Source organism: Bacillus sp. AFS023182, assembly GCF_002560575.1.
In the GTDB taxonomy this organism is placed as follows: Bacteria; Bacillota; Bacilli; order Bacillales; family Bacillaceae_G; genus Bacillus_A; species Bacillus_A arachidis.
This window is the reverse complement of record NZ_NTRO01000027.1, coordinates 1-18918: the sequence shown is the minus strand read 5'-3', so window position 1 is coordinate 18918 and position 18918 is coordinate 1. Positions and strand designations below refer to the sequence as shown.

The following is an 18918-nucleotide window of genomic DNA, read 5'->3' as shown; positions in this document are numbered from 1 at the left end:
TAAATGGGATAATACCAAATTGCATCTCTTTTTTTATGGTTATTTTTAATTTTGTACCAATGATATATGCGTCTTTTTTAGATTTTTTAAAATTCTAAAATTATAGAAGGTTAAATTCGATATTTATAGAATTTAATACATAACAAAATAAGGAGGGATACAATGGAAGTTTTACATGTAACGAGTAGAAAAAGGGAAACATATGACGTTCAAGTAAAGTATTCGATACTTTTCGAATGTGCTCTTGGGATTGCAGCCATTACGAATACTAGGCTGATTGATACGTTAGAAAAATCTCGAAATGAATGGGAGGAGATTAGACAAACATTATCGGTGGAAATGCAAGAGCATTTACATTTCGTAGAGAAACATAATACGTGGAAAGCATTACTGCAACTATTATATCAAGAAGATTTTCAGGATTTATATGAGTTTACTCAGTATATCAATTCGTTGTTAGAATCTGAATTAAAGTATATATGTATTCCATTTGTCGGCTATAAATATGAAGAAATGAGAAAGAATGCAGCCAATGGGGAGAGGGAAGCAGTTCAAGAACTACAAGAAATCACAAATAGCAATCCATTTTTCCCTGCTTACATCGATTTTATTTGCAAAGTGGATATAAAAAAGCTGACAGAGCACCTCACTGCAGTGATGACAGGATGGTATGAAGCTGTTATAGAACCTAAAGCGGAAAAACTGTCACGCATACTAAAACAAGACTATGAAACGAAACGTCAAATGAATGAAAAAATGCAACCAGAAGAATTTGTTGAATGGGCAACAGGCGGTGTTACTTATTCTCCAGAGCCCAGTGTACATCATGTTCTTCTTATCCCGCAATATACGTACCGACCATGGAATATCGAAGCTGATATAGAAAATATAAAAATATTTCATTATCCAATTGCAAATGAAAGTATACATCCAGAAGATCCATATGAGCCAAGTTATTTTCTAGTGCATAAACATAAAGCATTGGGTGATGAAGCGAGGTTACGCATTGTAAAATTATTGTTTGAACAAGATCGTACATTGCAGGAGATAACGGAGCAGTTGAATATTGGAAAATCAACAATTCATCATCATTTAAAAATTTTAAGATCTGCGAAGTTAGTTGATATTCTAGATGCTAAGTATAGTTTAAAAAAGAAAGCATTAGAGGCTATATCAAAAGAGTTGGAATTCTATTTAAATCATTAATTATGCATTTGTACATCAAAAGGTATAATGATTTTACCTTTATAGAATATGCACAATAGGAGGAGAATGAAAAAGAAAAGTTGGTGCAAAATGGGGAAAAATATTTTAAAAAATCGATCGTTTTTCTTTATGTGGATTGGCAGCGCGATTTCCGAATTAGGTGGTGCATTTGGTACGCTATGTAATTCTGTTCTTATTTATCAATTAACAGGTTCAAAAGTGGCCTTAGGAAGTATGTGGCTACTTTACTTTATCCCGTCGCTTCTTTTACAACTTGTCATTGGTCCTTTCATTGATAAATGGAGCAGGAAATGGATTATGATTGTATCTCAGTGGACACGTGGACTAGCTTTTTCACTTCCTTTATTTATGATAATCATTGGGAATGTAGAAACATGGCATATTTTTGTTGTACAAATGATAGTGGGTCTCATCACTCCATTTTACGTACCAGCCAATCAAGCGATTACGCCAACAATTGTATCAAAAGAAGAGCTGCAATCAGCGAATGCGTATATTGATGGAATGGTTCGCCTTATGATGTTTTTAGCCCCTGTATTAGGGGGAATTGTTATTGAGTTTATAGGAGTAAAGCTAACTTTATTTTTCGTTTGTTTGTTTCTATTTATAAGTGGTGCTTTACTGCTATTTATACAAGAGCATAGAGTAGCTCAAACAGTTCGTAAAAGTTGGTTAAAGCAATCTATTGGAGGATTTACATATTATTTCAAACAACCCATTATTTTCTGGTTAGGTGTTTTTCTCACATTTGTTCAATTTGGAGTCGGCGTAACGATGGTTATCAATCTTCCGTATATAATAGATGACCTCTCAGCAAGCTATGCTGATTACGGATATTTTATGGCAGGTTTTCCTCTAGGATACGTAATTGGCTCTATATTTGTCGGGAAAGTGCAGCGTCGTAGTCGGCGTCTTCTCATGCTTGGAGCGTTATTAATAGGAGGGCTCACATATATTTCGCTAGGATTCAATCACAGTATCTCTTTAGCAATTTTTATTGAAGTTATAGCGGGTGTATGCATGGCATTTTTTAATGTTCATAACACGACAATATGCCAGCAAGTTGTGCCAAATGATATGATGGGAAAAGTATTTTCGGTGCGCTTATTTTTAATAAGAGGTGCGATGCCACTAGGTGTTTTAGTTGGAGGAACATTGAGTGAAATATGGGGAGTAAGGGCGTTATATGTATTAATTGGATCTATCATATGTGTAACTTCTTTAGCTGGAATACTACTTCCGTACTTTAAATTTCTTGATGAAGCTGTTCAAGAAAAATCAGCTTAAATGTTTTAATTGAAAATAATTATCATAATCAATTATAATGGAAGAATATTAGAAATATTTACATACAAAGGGAGTGGGATACATGTTTATTGAAACGAAAACGATTACAGTGAAAGAAGGAACTTCAGATCTTGTTGTTCAACATTTTACTGGAGAAGGCATCATTGAAAAATTTGAAGGATTTATCGACTTAAGTGTTCTCGTTAAAAAGGTGAGAAGAGGAGACGAAGAAGTCGTTGTACTGATTCGCTGGGAATCTGAAGATGCGTGGAAAAGCTGGGAGACAAGCGAAGAACATATAGCTGGACATAGAGAAGGTCGCGGGAAACCAAAACCGGATCATATTATTAAAGCAGAGCATGCTGTGTATTATGTGAAATCATCGAAGGGTGCTTATCAACAGTCTTAAATTATAAAAACATCGTATGTAAAAGACTACATCTATATATGGATGTAGTCTTTCTTAAAGAACTTTGATTATTTGTTTTTAGGTGCATTGATTCTTTCGGAGTATAGAAGTTTTTCAACGTAATGTTTTGAAATAACCAAAGGTTGTGTGTTTGTATTATTTTTAAATTTTGTGTAATTTGGTTTTTTAACTGGTGTTGTTATAGTTTCTGCAAATTCATATGGGTAATTAACTTTAGATTTGTCTTCAAACATATAGATAGCTCCTTTCTTAGAGTATTTGTTAGAGAGTTATAATATAATATGTTCATGTTTTTTTTTTGGACTAGATATGTATTAATCAATTTATATTTGGGTAAAACAGTTCTTATTTAGTGTCCTATTTAAATATAAATAAAGCAATTAGGGGTATTCAAATCAATAGCATTGGACTGGATCTTAAAAAAGGGGGAAAAATAAGGTTTTCCTTCAGAATAAACATCAAGATATAATGATGAATAAATAATTATGTAAGGTTATAATATTTAACCTCTTTGGTAGTAAATAAATAGTCCAAACCTTTTTCGGACAGTATGCATTCTTGTATCATAATTTTTATTTCTTCTCTGGCGTAGGTTATGCCATAGGTTATTATGCTGTACAATCTTTTATGAAGGCTTTGTTAAAGAATAATGTTGTTATTTGATTCACTCGAACAATCGTTCTGAAATGAACTGAAATTACCGAGAGCGAGTGAATTTTAATGGCGTTAGCGGACATAATTAACCAAAATGGTTTTAGACAGTTGTTCTTTCTCAGTTAACACAACTTATGATAAATTGATGTTAACGGAATTTTATGAGTAATCAAACGTTCATTGTTCCGTAAAAGGGCCAGTTTAATTGAAAAAGGGATTATCTATTAAAGGGATTAAATTGGAGGGAATAGAAAATGGATGTAAAGACACTTTTGTTACAACAATGGGCAAGTTGCTTAGATGAAGAAGACTGGTTTCCACCACTTGAGAAAGTGCTAGAGGATATTACTTTTGAACAGGCAATTTGGAAACCAGTTGAGGGGGGAATGAATTCTATTTGGGAATTAGTTTGTCATTTACTTTTCTATAAAAAGAGACTTCTGATGCGATTTCTTGGTGAAACAGCGAATGAACCCCAGGCAGAAGATAATGAATCTACATTTCGATTACCAACTGAGACGTTTCAAAATTGGAAGGAAACAAAACAAGAATACTTTTACGTTCATCGTGAACTTGAAAAAATACTAGCAAAATCAGAACATGAAGATTTGTATAGACAGATCCCTGGAGAAAGATCATTAGTGCTTGAACTGAAGAGTTTAACATTGCACGACGCATATCATATTGGGCAAATTGTATACCTAAGTAAAATGCAAGGAGCTTGGGTAGGGAAACGCAGCTTTTAAAAAAGCTACATTAGCTTTACAGTTATTTCATTGCAGGTGGCTTTAATGGAATAAGAATGGGAACGTCCAAATCGGACGTTCCCATATTTTATACCTGAAAAACAACAATACTATTTACCAAAGCCTATATTAAAGTAGATTTATAATAAAAAAAGAAAGTTCAAAGGTATGATTGAATAGGTTCTTGCTAAGAAGTTTTGTAACACAAAGATGATATTGATCATAATGACTTAATCAGAGGAGTTGAATGGAGAGGGAAATGAAAAAAATATTAATGAAGTATATGACTAGATTTACAACACTAAACGAAGAAGAACAACAGGCAATCGTTGAAGATGTACAAATTGAGGAATATAAAAAAGGAACAATACTCCTTAGACAAGGAGATGTTCCAACTAAGTGTTATTTTGTATTGAATGGATGTGTTAGACAGTATTCAATAGATGAAACAGGAAAAGAGGTTACATCCAATTTCTATACAGAAGAACAAGCCATTTCGAATTTCAATCATCATAGACAAGATAAGTCATCCGCGTACTCTTTAATTTGTCTAGAAGACTGTATATTGGTCGTTGGTAATCTTGACTCCGAAAAGGACATGTATAACAAATACTCACAATTGGAAACAATGACACGCAAGATGATCGAGCACAAATTTGGTGAGGTACAAGATGAGTTGGCTTCATTTATTGCATCTACCCCAGAAGAACGCTACAAAGCACTATTACGAAAACGACCTCATTTAGTCGATCGTGTACCCCAACATCAATTGGCGAGTTATCTTGGGATTACCCCAGAATCATTAAGTAGAATCAAGAAGCGAATCAATAAAGATAAATTTTAGGGAATTGTCATACACCTTTATGGACTTTTCCTCCCCTGAATAGCAGCCATATACCAAATCCCAATTCTCCTACAATCATTGGTACATTAAATACAATTTTAAGATTTGAAATTACCGCATCATATTGTGAAAGAGTCGTGTTAAATAAGTTAATGACAATATAGCCTATTGAAGCAAGCAACAATAAGGCACTAATGATTTTAGGTATTCTGTCGGATTTGAAAACCAAATAGCCTACAATCATGAGGTGTCCGCCAAAAATGATCAATCCTATAGACCAAATAGATTCAAATGCTTCAAGAAACAGCATCATATGTGCTTGAAGTTGATCCATTTTAAATAATGATAAATAGTCTGTACTTTTCGAGAGAAGCAATACAAAGATTAAATTCAGTATGGCAATTCCCAATATAGTCGCATAAATAAGACGGAACCATGCACCAAGTAATGAAAGATTTTTATTAATTGGCTTCAGAAACATGTAGAAAGCCCAGGCGATCATAATGTCAGTGATCAGGATGATGACCCAACCGAAGATTTCAGCTTTGAAAAGCATATTTGATGACTTAATGTTATTAAAAGTGGCGCTGGCATCCCCTTGCACCACAAGACTTCCATGGGCAAAGCCATAGGAAAAAAATGCAGCAAGTGCCATGATGATAAGTAATATGCCAGCAACCAGAGCAGATTTTCTTTGATATGATTGTTCTTTTACTGAAGTAGCCATAATATACCCTCCTATATTACTAAGGTGATTTCATTTTAATAGGAAGATAATGACTGGTCATTGACTTAAATCAAGAGTCCGAAGTATTTTTGATACAGTATTTTGTCACAGCTAGCTTAACGGTTAGGGTATTTTATCTTTTCAAACATAAACAGAGAAATATAACATAGCTTAACGGTAAAATGACAGACCTAAATATTTGGTCTGTCATTTTACTATTTCTTTTCTCTCTTAAAGGAGAAATCGTTATGGCTCTTTCTCATTCATTATTCTAGTTTTTCACTTCATTATATAATTCAAGTGCTTCTTTTACATGCAAGCCGTTTTTGACAATACCATGTATCGCTTGAATCATTGCAGCTGGGTGTTCGGATTGCCAAATGTTCCGTCCCATGTCAACCCCAATAGCACCTTCTTGCAATGCTTGGTATGTAATTGTTAAAGCGTCTTCGATTGAGTCTAATTTTGGGCCACCTGCAATGACGACTGGGGCAGGGCATGTGCTCGTAATTTTTTCAAATCCTTCGCAGTAATACGTTTTAATAATATCAGCACCCATTTCCACACATACACGTGATGCAAGTGCTAAAAATCGTACTTCTCGTTTTTGGAGTTCTTTTGCAACTGCTGTAATACCGAGAACGGGTAAGCCGTAATCATGTGCTTCAGAAACAACATTAGCTAAATTGTTAACAGTTTGTGTTTCATATTCTGAACCGACAAAAACAGATACACCAACCCCAACCACATTTTGCCGCAGTGCTTCTTTAATTGGTGTAACAATGGTCTCATTTGCTAAATCTTTACCGACTACAGTTGGACCACCTGAAACACGCATTACCATTGGTGTTTTGCAGTCTTCAGGAATGCAGGAATTGAGTACGCCCCTTGTTAAGAAAAGAGAATCTGTATAGGGAAGTAAATTCTTTACTGCTTCTAAAGGTTGTTCTAATCCGTGGATAGGGCCTAAAAAGTAACCATGATCTATCGCTAACATAACTGCTTTTCCATCAGGTAATATCGTATTTAATCGATTTTGAAATCCCCAAGTCATTGTCAATCACTCCTTTATTAATTTTGGATTTTCTGTTTGTACAGTATCTTTTTCTTGTAAATGTGGTGACTTAATAAAAACAGCTTTAAAGATTTGATCTGAGTGGTTAATAAGATAGTGAGATTCGTGAGGGCGAACTTGTAAGACGTCACCTTGTTTTACAGGGACCCTTTCATTATCAATATAGAAATCAATTTCGCCTTCTAAAGCATAAAAAACTTCTTCACATGTGGTGTGATAATGATTTTGAAATTCCTCCCCAGGCTGAATAACTACAACACCAAGGTCAATATTAGGGCCCTTTATTAAATACTTTGGACCGTGGTTACCAAAGCGATAGGCGAAATCATTTTCATTTACTTTGAGCATACTGTTCACTCCTTTATGTAATGTGTTACAGTGCACCTGGAGCAATCCACATATGTGATGTGAATCCTTCATCCGCTAGTGGGAGTTGTTTTTCATAAACTGATTTCCATGTTTGATAGAATCGTTGATATAGTTTGTGATGTTCAGCATTTGGTTCATATGAGCTCTCCCATTTTACAAATTCCTGAGAAGTAGCCTCCATAGAGTCATATATGCCAGCGCCGACTCCAGCGGCAATTGCTGTTCCTAAAGCGGCAGCTTCCTTCACAACGGGTACTTTGACAGGAATTCCGAGAACATCCGCAACAATTTGGGGCCAGAGCTTGCCTTTTGCAGCACCACCTGCAAAAATAACTTCAGAAGGGAATTTTCCAGTTAATGATTCTATTAATTTTAAATTTCCAAGTGTTACAAATGCAGCGTTTTCTTCGATTGCACGGAACAGTTCTTTCTTTCCGCATTTATCAGCATCTAAGCTTAAATTAATGAAAGAAGGTGCGGCGTGGCGCCATGAAATATAATTCATTACATTTGAAAAGGTAGGAATAATACCATATGATCCGATTGGAACATGTTTTGCTTGTTCTTCTAATAGTTCGTAAGCATCTACACCTAGTTTAGTAGCAAGTGCCTTTTCATCTTGGCAAAAAGCATCTCGAAACCATCGCATAACAAGACCTGGGAAGAAAGCGATTGTTTCATATTGCCAAAGTGTAGGGATAGCGTGGCAATTGACGCGAATTTGAGCGTTTGGGTCGGTTTTTGGGCTTGTTATATTTACTTCTTGTTGCCAAAAGCTACCTCCGCAAATAAAGGTTTGTTCAGGGGTTACAACTCCTGAACCGAGTGAGGCCATCTGAGCATCGCCACCTCCAGTAACTACCGGTGTTCCTGCGTGTAACCCTGTCAGCTCTGCACTTTGTTTTGTTACATGACCAATAACTGTCCCTGCTTCATTTACTTTTGGGGCAAATGTTAAAGTTAGGCCGCATTGCTCAGCAATGGAATTATCCCAAGTTCTATTTTGTAAATGAAATATACCAGACGTACATCCGTTTGAAGGGTCTATTTGTAACACACCACATAACTTATAGAGAATCCAATCATTTAACATTGTAAAAGAATGGACTGTATCGTATATATCGGGTTGATGTTTTTTGAGCCAAAGTAATCTAGGTAAGGCACCTAGTGCAAAAGTTTGCCCTGACTTCTCATATAATTCTACTTCGAGGTTTGAACGAATCTGTTTTAACTCACTTACTTCAAAAGAAGCACGGCCATCAACGTTCGCACATGCCCATATGTCTTGACCATCTTTATCATATAGAACAAATCCTTCGCGCATACTTGTTGCACTAATTCCTTTAATAGAAGAAGGGGATATATTGCTTTTTTTGAGTACATCTTTCGTGCACTCTTGAACGAGTTTCCAGTTTTCTATCACATCAAAATTCATAGAACCAGGATAACGAGAGTCGGGTTTATGAACCCACTCTTTTTGACTTACAGCCAGCTGATTTCCTTGTAAATCGAAAAGAACAGCTCTGATACTACCAGTTCCTGCGTCGTAAGCTAATAGAGCAGACATTATGATTCACCTTCCTTTCTTAATAGGGAGAGTGCAGTGTCCTCATCGGTAATTAATGTATGAATGAATTTACCTTTTAAAGCCCCGTAAATTGCATCTATTTTGTCTTCACCCCCAGCTACACCAACTACATGTTTCATCTTTCGAAGAACAGGAAGAGGTGTACCAATTAAACGAGCGTGATGCGGAAGTTCTAGTAATTCTCCATGTGTATTGTAAAATTGCCCTAGAATATCTCCAGCACCATTTTGACTACGTATATAGGTCATTTCACGAAGCGTTAATTTTTCTTCTTTTACAATTGTTGCATCATGAGATAAACCACCGATACCGACTATTGCTGTATTAGCAAGTGAAGCGACATGTAGCATATCTTTAACGGCTGGTTCTGAAAGAATGCTTTGTGCCATTTCAGTTGTAGATGCTAAAAATGGTGTGGGAATGATATGAAGTTCTCCTTGCATGTGATTGAGATAGTTCTGTTTTTTAGGAAGGTAGTGATTTACACCACCTGTAAGAGTAACGATCGAAGGTTGTATAGATATGTCAAAATGGATGTTTTCTAGCATTTTTGATATAGTTTCTCCCCAACCAATGCCAAGTAAATCTCCTTGCTGTAAATGAGTCTCTAAATATTGCGCTGCAGCTTTTCCTAAAGAATAAGGTGGATTTTCCATTGGCGTAGGGATCACAAAAGAGTCTTTTAAATGAAATCTTTTAATCAGTTCACGTTCAATGCTTAGGCAATGTAAACCTGTACCTTTTACATGAAATGTAACGACACCTTCAGCTCGTGCTTTATCTAATAACCGAACGACTTTGTTTCGTGAGATGTGAAGCAATGAAGCGATCTCTTGCTGCGTTAAATGATCTTTATAGTAATACCAGGCTACTTTTGTTAACAAATTTTCTTCAAAACTCAGCTGTGACATTCTCTTCATCCCTTTCAACAATTGACCAATGCTTAAACATATGTGTTATGTATTTTGTTTATACCGATAGAAATAGCCATTATGCTGAAGAAAAATTTGTTCTAGATATGAAAAAAGGGATATACAATGCTACAAAACAAGTAGAACAAAAAATCATTTTCTCAAAAATTGTTCCGCATAAAGGAGGATGACAAGATGTGAAGAATGTGCCCTTATTAGAGGTGAAACAAATTAGTAAATCATTCTCAAACCAACTTGTATTAAAAGAGGTTACATTGGAATTAGAACGCGGAGATGTATACGCTCTAGTAGGAGGAAATGGTGCTGGGAAATCAACATTGATGAAGATATTAACGGGTTTATACTCTTATGATGCCGGGGAGATGTATGTAAAAGGAAGAGAGCAAAGTTTTTCTAATCCAGCAGAAGCACATTCAAATGGTATTTATTTAATCCCACAAGAACCGTTAATTTTTCCTCATATGACAATTGAAGAAAATATATGTATCGGAATAAAAGCAAAGAAGAAGGAACTTCGTAAAAAGGTAAAAGATTTGATAAAAAGTTTAGGATGGAACATAGAGCTAAGTGCAATTGGAAGTTCATTATCAATTGCGCAGCAACAATTAGTAGAAATATTAAGGGGATTAATAAGAGAAGCAGAGATTCTTATTTTAGATGAGCCAACATCGACATTAACAACTCATGAAATAAAGAGTCTTTTTGTGTTAATGAAAAGCTTAAAGGAAAAGGGAATTGGGATGATTTATATTACGCATCGTTTTCCGGAAATCTTTGAAATTGCGAATAAAGTAGCTATTTTACGAGATGGAATAATTGTGAATCAAGGGAATGTATCAGACTATACATATGACATGTTAATGGAGGGATTATTGCCAAAAGATTATAAACAAGAGAAGAAGAAAGAGGCGCCTCAAGAAACGATAAAACATTTTCAACGAGTATTAGAGGTAACAAATCTGTCGAGTGATATATTTCAGAATATATCATTAACCGTACATGCTGGAGAGATTGTAGGAATTGCTGGTGTTGTTGGATCAGGTAGAACGGAATTAGCAGAAGCATTATATGGGCTAAGACCTGTGCGGTCGGGAGCTATTTTATTAGAAGGAAAGTCAATTGCAAAGTATTCGACGAGTAGACGACTAGATGAAGGGTTGGTATATGTTCCTGAGGATAGGGCTGGTAATGGTATCTTTTCAATTGCATCTGTTAAAGAAAATATAACGTCAGCGTCTTTACACCGACTCAGTACTTTTTTCTTAAACCACAAAAAAGAAAGCGCTTTAACTAAAGCGTATATTAGTAAGTTTCGGATAGCCGTACCTAGTAAAGATGAAAAAATGACATCTTTATCAGGTGGAAACCAACAAAAAGTTGTATTAGCTAAATATCTTGCCTGTGAACCTACATTAATCATTCTTGATGAACCGACGCGCGGGATTGATGCGAAAGCAAGATTAGAAGTGTACGAGGCAATTCAAAGTTTAAAACAATCCGGACTTGCAATTTTATTGATTTCTTCTGATGTAGAAGAAATTGTTCAATTGGCAAACAGGGTATATGTGATGAGAAATGGAGAATTTGTTTCTCACTTGGGGAAAGAAGAAATTTGTATAGATGAAGTTACACGTCTCGCATATGGAGGAAGGGAAGGTGTAACGGAATGAAACGTTTTTCAAATCTATTTAAAATGCATGAAACATCCATTATCATTTTATTACTTATTTACATAGCACTTGTAGGAATGATTAATCCTAGTTTTGTTCAGTTTAGTTCGCTTTCTTTAATTATGAAATCAAGTCTTATCTTAGTCATACTAGCTATTGGTCAATCATTCGTATTATTTACTAAAAATATCGATGTTTCAGTGGGCTCTATTATGGGGTTAAGTGCAGCGGTTTGTGGGATGTTTTTGACAAATGGTAATAGCATTTTAATTTCCATTATTGCTGCAATCTTGCTTGGAGCTGTCATTGGAATGATAAATGGCATTGGGGTTACGATGTTTCGTGTACCGGCAATTATTATGACATTAGGAATGTTAGGAATTATTAGAGGAACAATGTTGATCTATACAGGTGGCAAATGGATTGAAGATATTCCTAAGTCTTATAAACAGATGTCTTCTGTTATGATACTAGGGCTACCTATTTCAGTATGGATCATTTTGGCTATTTTACTATTATTATATATTTTTTTAACGAAAGCACCTTTTGGAAGATATTTTTATGCTACTGGAGATAATGGAGAAGGAGCACGTCTCATTGGAATACCTGTAAATAGGGTGAAAATATATGCATTTATTATTTCGGGAATAAGCGCCGGGATTGCAGGATGCATATTTGTTATGAATATCGGCTTTGTGCCAAATCAAACTGGTACAGGAATTGAGCTGCAAGTAATTGCTGCCGCTGTTCTCGGGGGGATACATTTAAAAGGTGGAACAGGTTCTATATTTGGAGCAGCACTAGGGGCAATTTTTTTAGAAGTTATTAGTAGTTCACTAGTCTTCTTAAAAATACCTGCTTTTTGGAATAGTACTATATCAGGATTTTTACTGTTACTTATTATTATATTAGACAGTACTTTGAAAAAATGGAAGGGAATAAGACAGCTGGAAGAAAGAAGGATGAATCAATGAAGTATGCACGTGGATTTTTCAGATGGGAAGGGGTTCTGATTGTATTACTTATTATTGAGTTCATACTTTTTGGCTTATTTAACAATGATTTTTTTAATATTAGTAATTTACTTTTCAGTATGAATGACTTCGTTTTTATTACGATTGCCGCAATTCCGATGACATTTGTAATTGTTACAGGTGGAATCGATGTATCTGTAGGGTCCATTATGGGGCTTACTTCAATTCTTATTGGTGTGCTCTGGATGAATGGACTTCCGGTTATTGTAGCTACGATTATTGCCTTGTTTATTAGTTGTCTAGCCGGTTGTATCAATGGGCTAATTATTAAAATGACAGGTGTGGAACCTCTTGTTGTTACACTTGGAACGATGTTTTTATATGCAGGAATTGCACTTGTTATCTCGGGTGGCTCAAATGCCAGTGGCTATGAGGGAATAAGCGGGTTACCAGATTCTTACGTGCAACTTGCAAATGGCAGTTTTATAGGAATTCCTAATTTACAATGGTTACTTTTCGTTTTGACTGTTTTGTTTGCACTCTTACTTCATCGTACAAGGTATGGTCGTTATGTTACGCTAACCGGTACGAATGAAAAAGCTGCGGAATATTCCGGCATTTGTACAAAAAAGGTAGTCATTATCGCATATATTCTTTCCGGGTTAGGAGGTGGGTTAGGAGGCACTTTTTTAACAGCATATTTTGGTTCAGCACGAGCTGATATTGGAAGCGAGACAATTCTGCCGGTTATTACGGCAGTTGTATTAGGTGGGACACTCATCACTGGAGGAAAAGGAAGTATTCTCGGAACGGTACTAGCAAGTATATTTATTGGTATGATGCAGTACGGTTTACAAATGACAGGTTTAACGAACGAACAGTCAAATGTAGTTATTGGCATTATACTTATCCTCTCTGTTATTATTAGGCATTTCAAATTACAGCAACTCACTATGTGGAAAAGAAGGAAATTGCATAAGGGGGAAATGTCATGAGAAGAAAACTGGGGATTTTAATCATTATGTGTGTTTGTATTATTGGTTTAATCGCATGTTCTAGCAAAACAGCAGACAAGAAAAAAGCAGATGATGTAAAATTTGCTTTCATTCCGAAATTAACAGGAGTCGGTTTCTTTACATCGGGTGGTGAAGGGGCAAAAGAAATGGGAGATAAGTTAGGCGTGCAAGTGAAATATGATGGACCATCAGAGGCGAGTGTATCAGGCCAAGTGAAGTATATAAATAATTTTATTAATCAAAACTATGATGCATTAATGGTTTCCTCTACATCAGTTGATGGACTTTCACAATCATTACAGAGAGCAAAGAAAAAAGGAATGACCGTTTTAACGTGGGATTCTGATGTGAATCCGAAAGATCGTTCATTTTATATAAGCCAAGGAACGCCGGAGCAACTTGCAAATCTATTAATTCAAATGACTTCATCACAAATTGGAGATAAAGGGAAAGTAGCATTCTTCTATTCAAGTCCGACTGTAACAGATCAGAACCAGTGGGTAACAAAAGCAAAAGAGATTATAAAAGAAAAATATCCAAATTGGGAAATTGTAACGACGCAGTACGGGGAAAATAACGCACAAAAATCATTATCGGTTGGCGAAAGTATTTTAAAAACGTATCCCGATATTAATGCAGTAATTTGCCCTGATGCAACGGCACTTCCGGCAATGGCGCAGGCTGCTGAAAACTTAAAAATGGATAAAAAGATAGTTGTGACAGGATTTTCAACTCCAAATGTAATGCTTGATTATGTAAAACGAGGAACGGTTCAGCAATTTGGATTATGGGATGTAAAACAACAAGGAGCACTTGCAACTTATGTTGCAAATGAAATTGTGGTAAAAGGGAAGAAATTAAAAGTTGGGGATAGTTTTGAAGTTCCAAATATAGGTAAAGTAAAGGTGGAACCGAATTCTATTCAAGGCTATGACTACGAAGCAGATGGAAACGGAATTATCGTACTGCCGGAACGAGTTGTGTTCACGAAGGATAATATTGATAAGTATAATTTTTAAAGTAAAAAGTTCATTCCTGTATAGAAAGGAATGAACTTTTTATTGTTTTTGATAGAATTTATCCCTCAAAAGTATGAAGAAAAATTAATAGAATTCCCGCTTCTGGTAGAGGTGATTATAACGCCATGTTTATACAATTATATTAAATATATAGAATACAGAGGAGAGATTTGAATGTTATTTCATTATCATTTTTGGACGCCTTATTTAGAAGAAATGGAGAATTTTTATAAAAAGTATGGGTTTCGCATTTCTAACAGGATTGGAAAGTATAATGGAGAATTTCAACAATTTAATTCGCCATTAACGTGGGATGATTTTCGTGATAAACAGGTACTTTTTCGGATTATTGAGGCTAGAAAGGGTAAGATTAATATAACCTTTGGCTATGGAAAAAGTATTAAATTTGATCATATTGGTTTTTTAACGTCAAAAGAAGAAAGTGAATCAATTTGTGCACAAGCTGAAAAATTAAAGTGGAAAGTAAATATAGGAGAAAAGAGAAGCTTCATTTCAACACCATATGGTTTTCGAATTGAATTACAAACAAATTTGGATGCAATAGATGATAGTCAGGCTAAAGAAGAAGTACAGAAAATTGTAATGACAACAAAAAAAACGGGATTAGAACAGGACCTTTCATTTCTATTTCAAAAAAAAATAAATCATATTGAAACTATTCTTGATAGTAAAACGGCATTGAAATATGTATATTTTAATCCTTTATATCAAAAGAAACAAAAAGATCCTAATGGTGTGGAGATATATTTTTAAACTTCATTTGTGATTTTAAGTAAATGAAAAGGTTATTTGTAAAAATATGCTATTTCAACCATTTATGTTATAATCATTCTGAATATTCGAACTTATGGTCAGGAGGAATATAAATGCTTACACCAAAACAAATCTCCAACTTATTTAGAAATTTTTCTATAAAGGAAAGTAAAGGGTCGAGCGATTTATACGAACATTTATCATTGGAAATTTCAGAAGATGAGGAAATTCTTGCATTAGCGTCACACGCACAACTTGGTCAGCCAACTCCTAATTTATTACTTGGTGCCGTTCACTATTTATTATTGAAAGGGAATAGTCATGTATTAAAACAATATTATAGTAGTCTTGTTGCGAATCCAGAAAAAAATCTAGAACATGCTTTTCACCATTTTAAAGATTTTTGTAAGCTTCATCGAGAAGAGATAATCGATATTTTAAAAACAAAGCTAGTACAAACAAACGAAGTAAGAAGGTGTACATATTTATATCCGAGTTTTTGTTATATGTTTCATAAAGTTAATAAACCATTAGCTTTAATTGAAATTGGGACAAGTGCGGGTCTACAATTGTTCTGGGATCAATATAGTTATTCATATGGAACAGGAGGAGTATATGGAAATATACATTCTAATGTCCAATTGAAATCAGAAATAAAAGGGGACAATCAGCCATTTTTCTTACCACAAAGTCCACCTGTTATAGAAAGAATCGGACTTGATTTACATATAAATGATTTAAAGAATGAAGAAGATTATTTATGGTTACGCTCACTTATTTGGCCTGAGCATGAAGAACGACTTGAAATGTTTGATCACGCAGCAGCTTGCTTAAAAGAACAATCTGTGAAACTGATAGAAGGGGATGGAGTAGCTCTTCTTTCAGAAGTTGTGGAACAAATTCCAGATGATGCAGTAATTTGCATTTTCCACACACATGTGGCGAATCAAATACCAGAGAGTATAAAACATAACTTAGTAGATAAAGTGAAAGAAATCGGAGCGAAACGCGATGTTTTCCATCTTTATAACAACATGTGGGATAGAGATCTTCATCTTGATTATTTTATAAATGGAAAAGAATATCGTGAAACGGTTGGGGAAACAGATGGTCATGCGCGGTGGTTTAGTTGGAGATTGGAAGATAAGTCGTTATGCTAAAAGTAAAAGACAACTATCATCAGTTGTCTTTTTATTTTCGAATTATAATTCCTCGCTTACTTATTATAACTTATATTTTTAAATCAAAAAAATTACAGAGAGATGCAGCAGAATGGACTATTACTATATTAAGAAAAAGATACAATAGATATCTAAAATGAAACTCAAGTGATGATAACAAATAAATTGTATCTTCATCTGAGTCCTATATTTTCATCTTAATAAAGCAGTGCTTTTAATTCTAATGTATTTTTATTTCAAAGTTGTAACAAAATGATCATTTAATAATGGAGGTTGAAGCTATGAAAAGGTTAGTAATTATTACAGTAGGTAAAACCCATAGTGGGAAAACTACATTTGCAAGAGCTCTAGAAAAAGAGCTAAATAACTGTTTTGTTATGGACCAAGATAACCACGCTGAATTTATAAACACTTTTTATAAGAACTTACAACCGAAACTAGGGCCTAATACTCTTAAGCATGCCCTCTCAAAGCTAATTGTCGATTATGCAAAAGAACACACTGATTTAAATCTTATTATTTGCAACTCAAATCGAAGTCGAAATGGACGAGTGTACTTGCTTGAAGAGTTATTTAATAAAGATGAGTTTATCCGTATTTTGGTTCATTTTGATATTCCTGATGATGTTCTTCTTGAACGAGTTACTCAAAGTAGGCGAAGTACTAATATATTTAGGGGTGCTTATTCTAATTTTGAAGAAGTGCTTGATCGACAACAGACTGAATCTCTACAAGAAGATGTAACTGATCCAGTAGAAGGTGAAGCAGATTATTTATTTGTAATTAAAGACAACGAGGAAGTTGATTTTGTTATTAAAGAAGTTGTTCATATTGCTACATGTTTATCCGTTGTTCGTTGATTATTATTCAGTGATGTTTGAGTTTTACATAAGGTGTACTGATTTAAAAAGAGGAAGTTATAAAGATAATGCGGTGCTATTGCTCGAACAAGTAACAATCGTTTATTCATTTCCCTAAGTCGATTAAAATGCCAAAAAGACTGCTTTTTAATCGAAATTAGTTATTTTTTAGCCATTTTAGTGATAATAGTTTATTTTGCAAACACTACAATACATTAAAAAACGTCAGTCATGTTAGTTTATTAAAGGGCCAGATTGTTAGGGGAAAGAGGAAATTGAAGGTTCATCTTGAATTTGTAAGTTATACTGGGAGAAAAGGGTTTAATAGAACTAGATTATTCAAATAGTTGAAGTGAAAAAAATACAAGGGGAAAAGTTATGAAACATAAAACACCAGAAAAATTATTTAGGATAGATTGTAGAGATATTTATCTTCAAGAGTTTTCAATTGAAGATGCAGATAGTATTCACAGAATATCAAACCAACCAGAAATATTTAATTTTTTGCCAGACTGAAAATCAACAAAAGAACAGCGGGTTGATTGGGTTACCAATTACGAAATACCAGCAAATAAAGCGTTTCTTGATGCCGCTGTAAATACATCAAACATAGATGGTCATTTTTTAAAACTAGGGGTATTTATTAAGGAAACAGATGAATTTATTGGTTGGTGCTGTACGGGCATAAAAGATGAGCTGCCTTTACCGAATAGAGAAATTATGTATGCTATTTCAAGTGAATATCAAAAGAAAGGTTACGCTACTAAAGCGTCTAAAAGATTGATTGACTATTTGTTTACAAATACAAATTTGGAAGTCATTAACGCAGTAGCTTTAATTAACAACATTTCATCAAATAAAGTAATTGAAAAATGTGGATTTACTTATCTGAGTCAACAGACGATAGAAAACGAACTATATAATCATTATATATTGAATAAGTCAGAGTGGATGAAAAATCATTAAAAGAAAATGTTGTTGTTCCAGAAAAGGGCGCGATTCTGGAATAAGAAAGGACATTACTATTAGTCATATAAAATATGTAATGTTCTTAAAATTATTTATCATATTTAGCGAGAAGACCCCTACCTCAAGCGCGTAACGGTAGGTGGGGGTAGTTCAATTAGGTATTGATAAACTCTTCATCAAAATGGTTTCATTTCTTTTTGGATTAACTTTCTGTTTTATAAAAAAGTTGGATTGTTTCGATGAACTCCATTCCACAAACAACCCTGTTAATGAAGGGGGAGGGGATCTCAACATCGTTTTAGAATTTAAGATGAGAATTTTTTGTTTTTTCCGATAGGCTGAACAATGTTCATTGGAAATACGATAATTTTCCCTGCCAGTTAAAACTGCTACTTCCACTAATTTATTATCTCCCGACAGAAAACTCCCACCTCAAGGAATGGGTAGGACATGGTCCAATGAGTAGGTGGGAGATGAATAGTGGTTAGATAAAAGTCTAATGGTTCTCCTTGCGGAAGAGAACTGACGCAGGAAGAAGTATGCTTACATAGAAGGAATTGTTCCATTATAAAAGTC

19 protein-coding genes and 1 pseudogene are annotated in these 18918 nt (G+C 34.6%); 13 read left to right on the top strand and 7 right to left on the bottom strand.

The annotated features are described in order from the left end of the window. Nucleotides 1–162 precede the first annotated feature (162 nt). From CN288_RS14535 to CN288_RS14525, 3 genes are all read left to right on the top strand, one after another. Nucleotides 163–1206 (top strand): ArsR/SmtB family transcription factor, encoded by a 1044-nt coding sequence (locus CN288_RS14535; protein ID WP_090690082.1) that lies wholly within the window; start codon nucleotides 163–165, stop codon nucleotides 1204–1206. 90 nt (nucleotides 1207–1296) lie between these two features. Next, a complete protein-coding gene (locus tag CN288_RS14530) occupies nucleotides 1297–2514 on the top strand; it encodes an MFS transporter (RefSeq protein ID WP_090690725.1) in 1218 nt (405 codons plus the stop codon). A gap of 82 nt (nucleotides 2515–2596) precedes the next feature. Continuing rightward, entirely contained in the window at nucleotides 2597–2923 is a 327-nt protein-coding gene (locus tag CN288_RS14525; RefSeq protein ID WP_090690080.1) for an antibiotic biosynthesis monooxygenase family protein, read from the top strand. Between the two features lie 68 nt (nucleotides 2924–2991). On the opposite strand, the gene CN288_RS14520 is transcribed toward CN288_RS14525, so the two are convergent. Beyond that, the gene (locus CN288_RS14520; protein WP_026592901.1) at nucleotides 2992–3177 is read right to left on the bottom strand and encodes a hypothetical protein; all 186 of its coding nucleotides are present in this window, start codon (nucleotides 3175–3177) and stop codon (nucleotides 2992–2994) included. A gap of 675 nt (nucleotides 3178–3852) precedes the next feature. On the opposite strand from CN288_RS14520, the gene CN288_RS14515 reads away from it, so the two are divergent. Continuing rightward, nucleotides 3853–4344 carry a DinB family protein gene (locus CN288_RS14515; protein ID WP_090690077.1) on the top strand — a complete coding sequence of 164 codons (492 nt, stop codon included), beginning with the start codon at nucleotides 3853–3855 and terminating at the stop codon, nucleotides 4342–4344. A gap of 259 nt (nucleotides 4345–4603) precedes the next feature. Then, nucleotides 4604–5188, top strand: a complete 585-nt coding sequence (locus tag CN288_RS14510; protein WP_090690723.1) for a Crp/Fnr family transcriptional regulator — start codon at nucleotides 4604–4606, stop codon at nucleotides 5186–5188. Nucleotides 5189–5195: 7 nt separating this feature from the next. Here the strand turns inward: CN288_RS14510 and CN288_RS14505 are convergent, their stop codons facing one another. The 5 genes from CN288_RS14505 to CN288_RS14485 form a co-directional block, all read right to left on the bottom strand. Then, nucleotides 5196–5915, bottom strand: a complete 720-nt coding sequence (locus CN288_RS14505; RefSeq protein WP_090690073.1) for a DUF4386 domain-containing protein — start codon at nucleotides 5913–5915, stop codon at nucleotides 5196–5198. Between the two features lie 271 nt (nucleotides 5916–6186). Beyond that, nucleotides 6187–6969 carry a 3-hydroxy-5-phosphonooxypentane-2,4-dione thiolase gene (gene lsrF, locus CN288_RS14500; RefSeq protein ID WP_098302530.1) on the bottom strand — a complete coding sequence of 261 codons (783 nt, stop codon included), beginning with the start codon at nucleotides 6967–6969 and terminating at the stop codon, nucleotides 6187–6189. 6 nt (nucleotides 6970–6975) lie between these two features. Beyond that, nucleotides 6976–7338: a cupin domain-containing protein gene (locus tag CN288_RS14495; RefSeq protein ID WP_026592908.1), complete on the bottom strand. Its 363-nt coding sequence runs from the start codon at nucleotides 7336–7338 to the stop codon at nucleotides 6976–6978. A 25-nt stretch (nucleotides 7339–7363) separates the two neighbouring features. Continuing rightward, nucleotides 7364–8926 carry an autoinducer-2 kinase gene (gene lsrK / locus CN288_RS14490; protein ID WP_139265525.1) on the bottom strand — a complete coding sequence of 521 codons (1563 nt, stop codon included), beginning with the start codon at nucleotides 8924–8926 and terminating at the stop codon, nucleotides 7364–7366. Beyond that, a complete protein-coding gene (locus CN288_RS14485) occupies nucleotides 8926–9876 on the bottom strand; it encodes a sugar-binding transcriptional regulator (protein ID WP_026592910.1) in 951 nt (316 codons plus the stop codon). Before CN288_RS14485 ends, lsrK begins: the two co-directional genes overlap by 1 nt. Nucleotides 9877–10055: 179 nt before the next feature. Here CN288_RS14485 and CN288_RS14480 point away from each other — a divergent pair, with 179 nt between their 5' ends. The 8 genes and pseudogenes from CN288_RS14480 (at nucleotide 10056) to CN288_RS14445 (ending at nucleotide 18339) form a co-directional block, all read left to right on the top strand. Beyond that, complete coding sequence (locus tag CN288_RS14480) at nucleotides 10056–11549, top strand: sugar ABC transporter ATP-binding protein (protein ID WP_098302529.1); 1494 nt, start codon at nucleotides 10056–10058, stop codon at nucleotides 11547–11549. After that, nucleotides 11546–12523: an ABC transporter permease subunit gene (locus CN288_RS14475; RefSeq protein WP_098302528.1), complete on the top strand. Its 978-nt coding sequence runs from the start codon at nucleotides 11546–11548 to the stop codon at nucleotides 12521–12523. The genes CN288_RS14480 and CN288_RS14475 overlap by 4 nt, the downstream gene beginning before the upstream one ends. Further along, nucleotides 12520–13518: an ABC transporter permease gene (locus CN288_RS14470; protein WP_098302527.1), complete on the top strand. Its 999-nt coding sequence runs from the start codon at nucleotides 12520–12522 to the stop codon at nucleotides 13516–13518. The genes CN288_RS14475 and CN288_RS14470 overlap by 4 nt, the downstream gene beginning before the upstream one ends. Then, a complete protein-coding gene (gene lsrB, locus CN288_RS14465) occupies nucleotides 13515–14558 on the top strand; it encodes an autoinducer 2 ABC transporter substrate-binding protein LsrB (RefSeq protein WP_098302526.1) in 1044 nt (347 codons plus the stop codon). Before CN288_RS14470 ends, lsrB begins: the two co-directional genes overlap by 4 nt. 174 nt (nucleotides 14559–14732) lie before the next feature. Then, the gene (locus CN288_RS14460) at nucleotides 14733–15332 is read left to right on the top strand and encodes a hypothetical protein (RefSeq protein WP_026592915.1); all 600 of its coding nucleotides are present in this window, start codon (nucleotides 14733–14735) and stop codon (nucleotides 15330–15332) included. Between the two features lie 113 nt (nucleotides 15333–15445). Next, nucleotides 15446–16492, top strand: coding sequence for a DUF2332 domain-containing protein (locus CN288_RS14455; protein ID WP_026592916.1), 1047 nt, complete (start codon nucleotides 15446–15448; stop codon nucleotides 16490–16492). 302 nt (nucleotides 16493–16794) lie between these two features. Beyond that, nucleotides 16795–17373, top strand: coding sequence for an ATP-binding protein (locus CN288_RS14450; protein WP_026592917.1), 579 nt, complete (start codon nucleotides 16795–16797; stop codon nucleotides 17371–17373). A 378-nt stretch (nucleotides 17374–17751) separates the two neighbouring features. Further along, nucleotides 17752–18339, top strand: a pseudogene (locus CN288_RS14445) (GNAT family N-acetyltransferase). Nucleotides 18340–18492: 153 nt separating this feature from the next. Here the strand turns inward: CN288_RS14445 and CN288_RS14440 are convergent. Continuing rightward, nucleotides 18493–18741 carry a hypothetical protein gene (locus tag CN288_RS14440; protein ID WP_098302525.1) on the bottom strand — a complete coding sequence of 83 codons (249 nt, stop codon included), beginning with the start codon at nucleotides 18739–18741 and terminating at the stop codon, nucleotides 18493–18495. Nucleotides 18742–18918 lie beyond the last annotated feature (177 nt).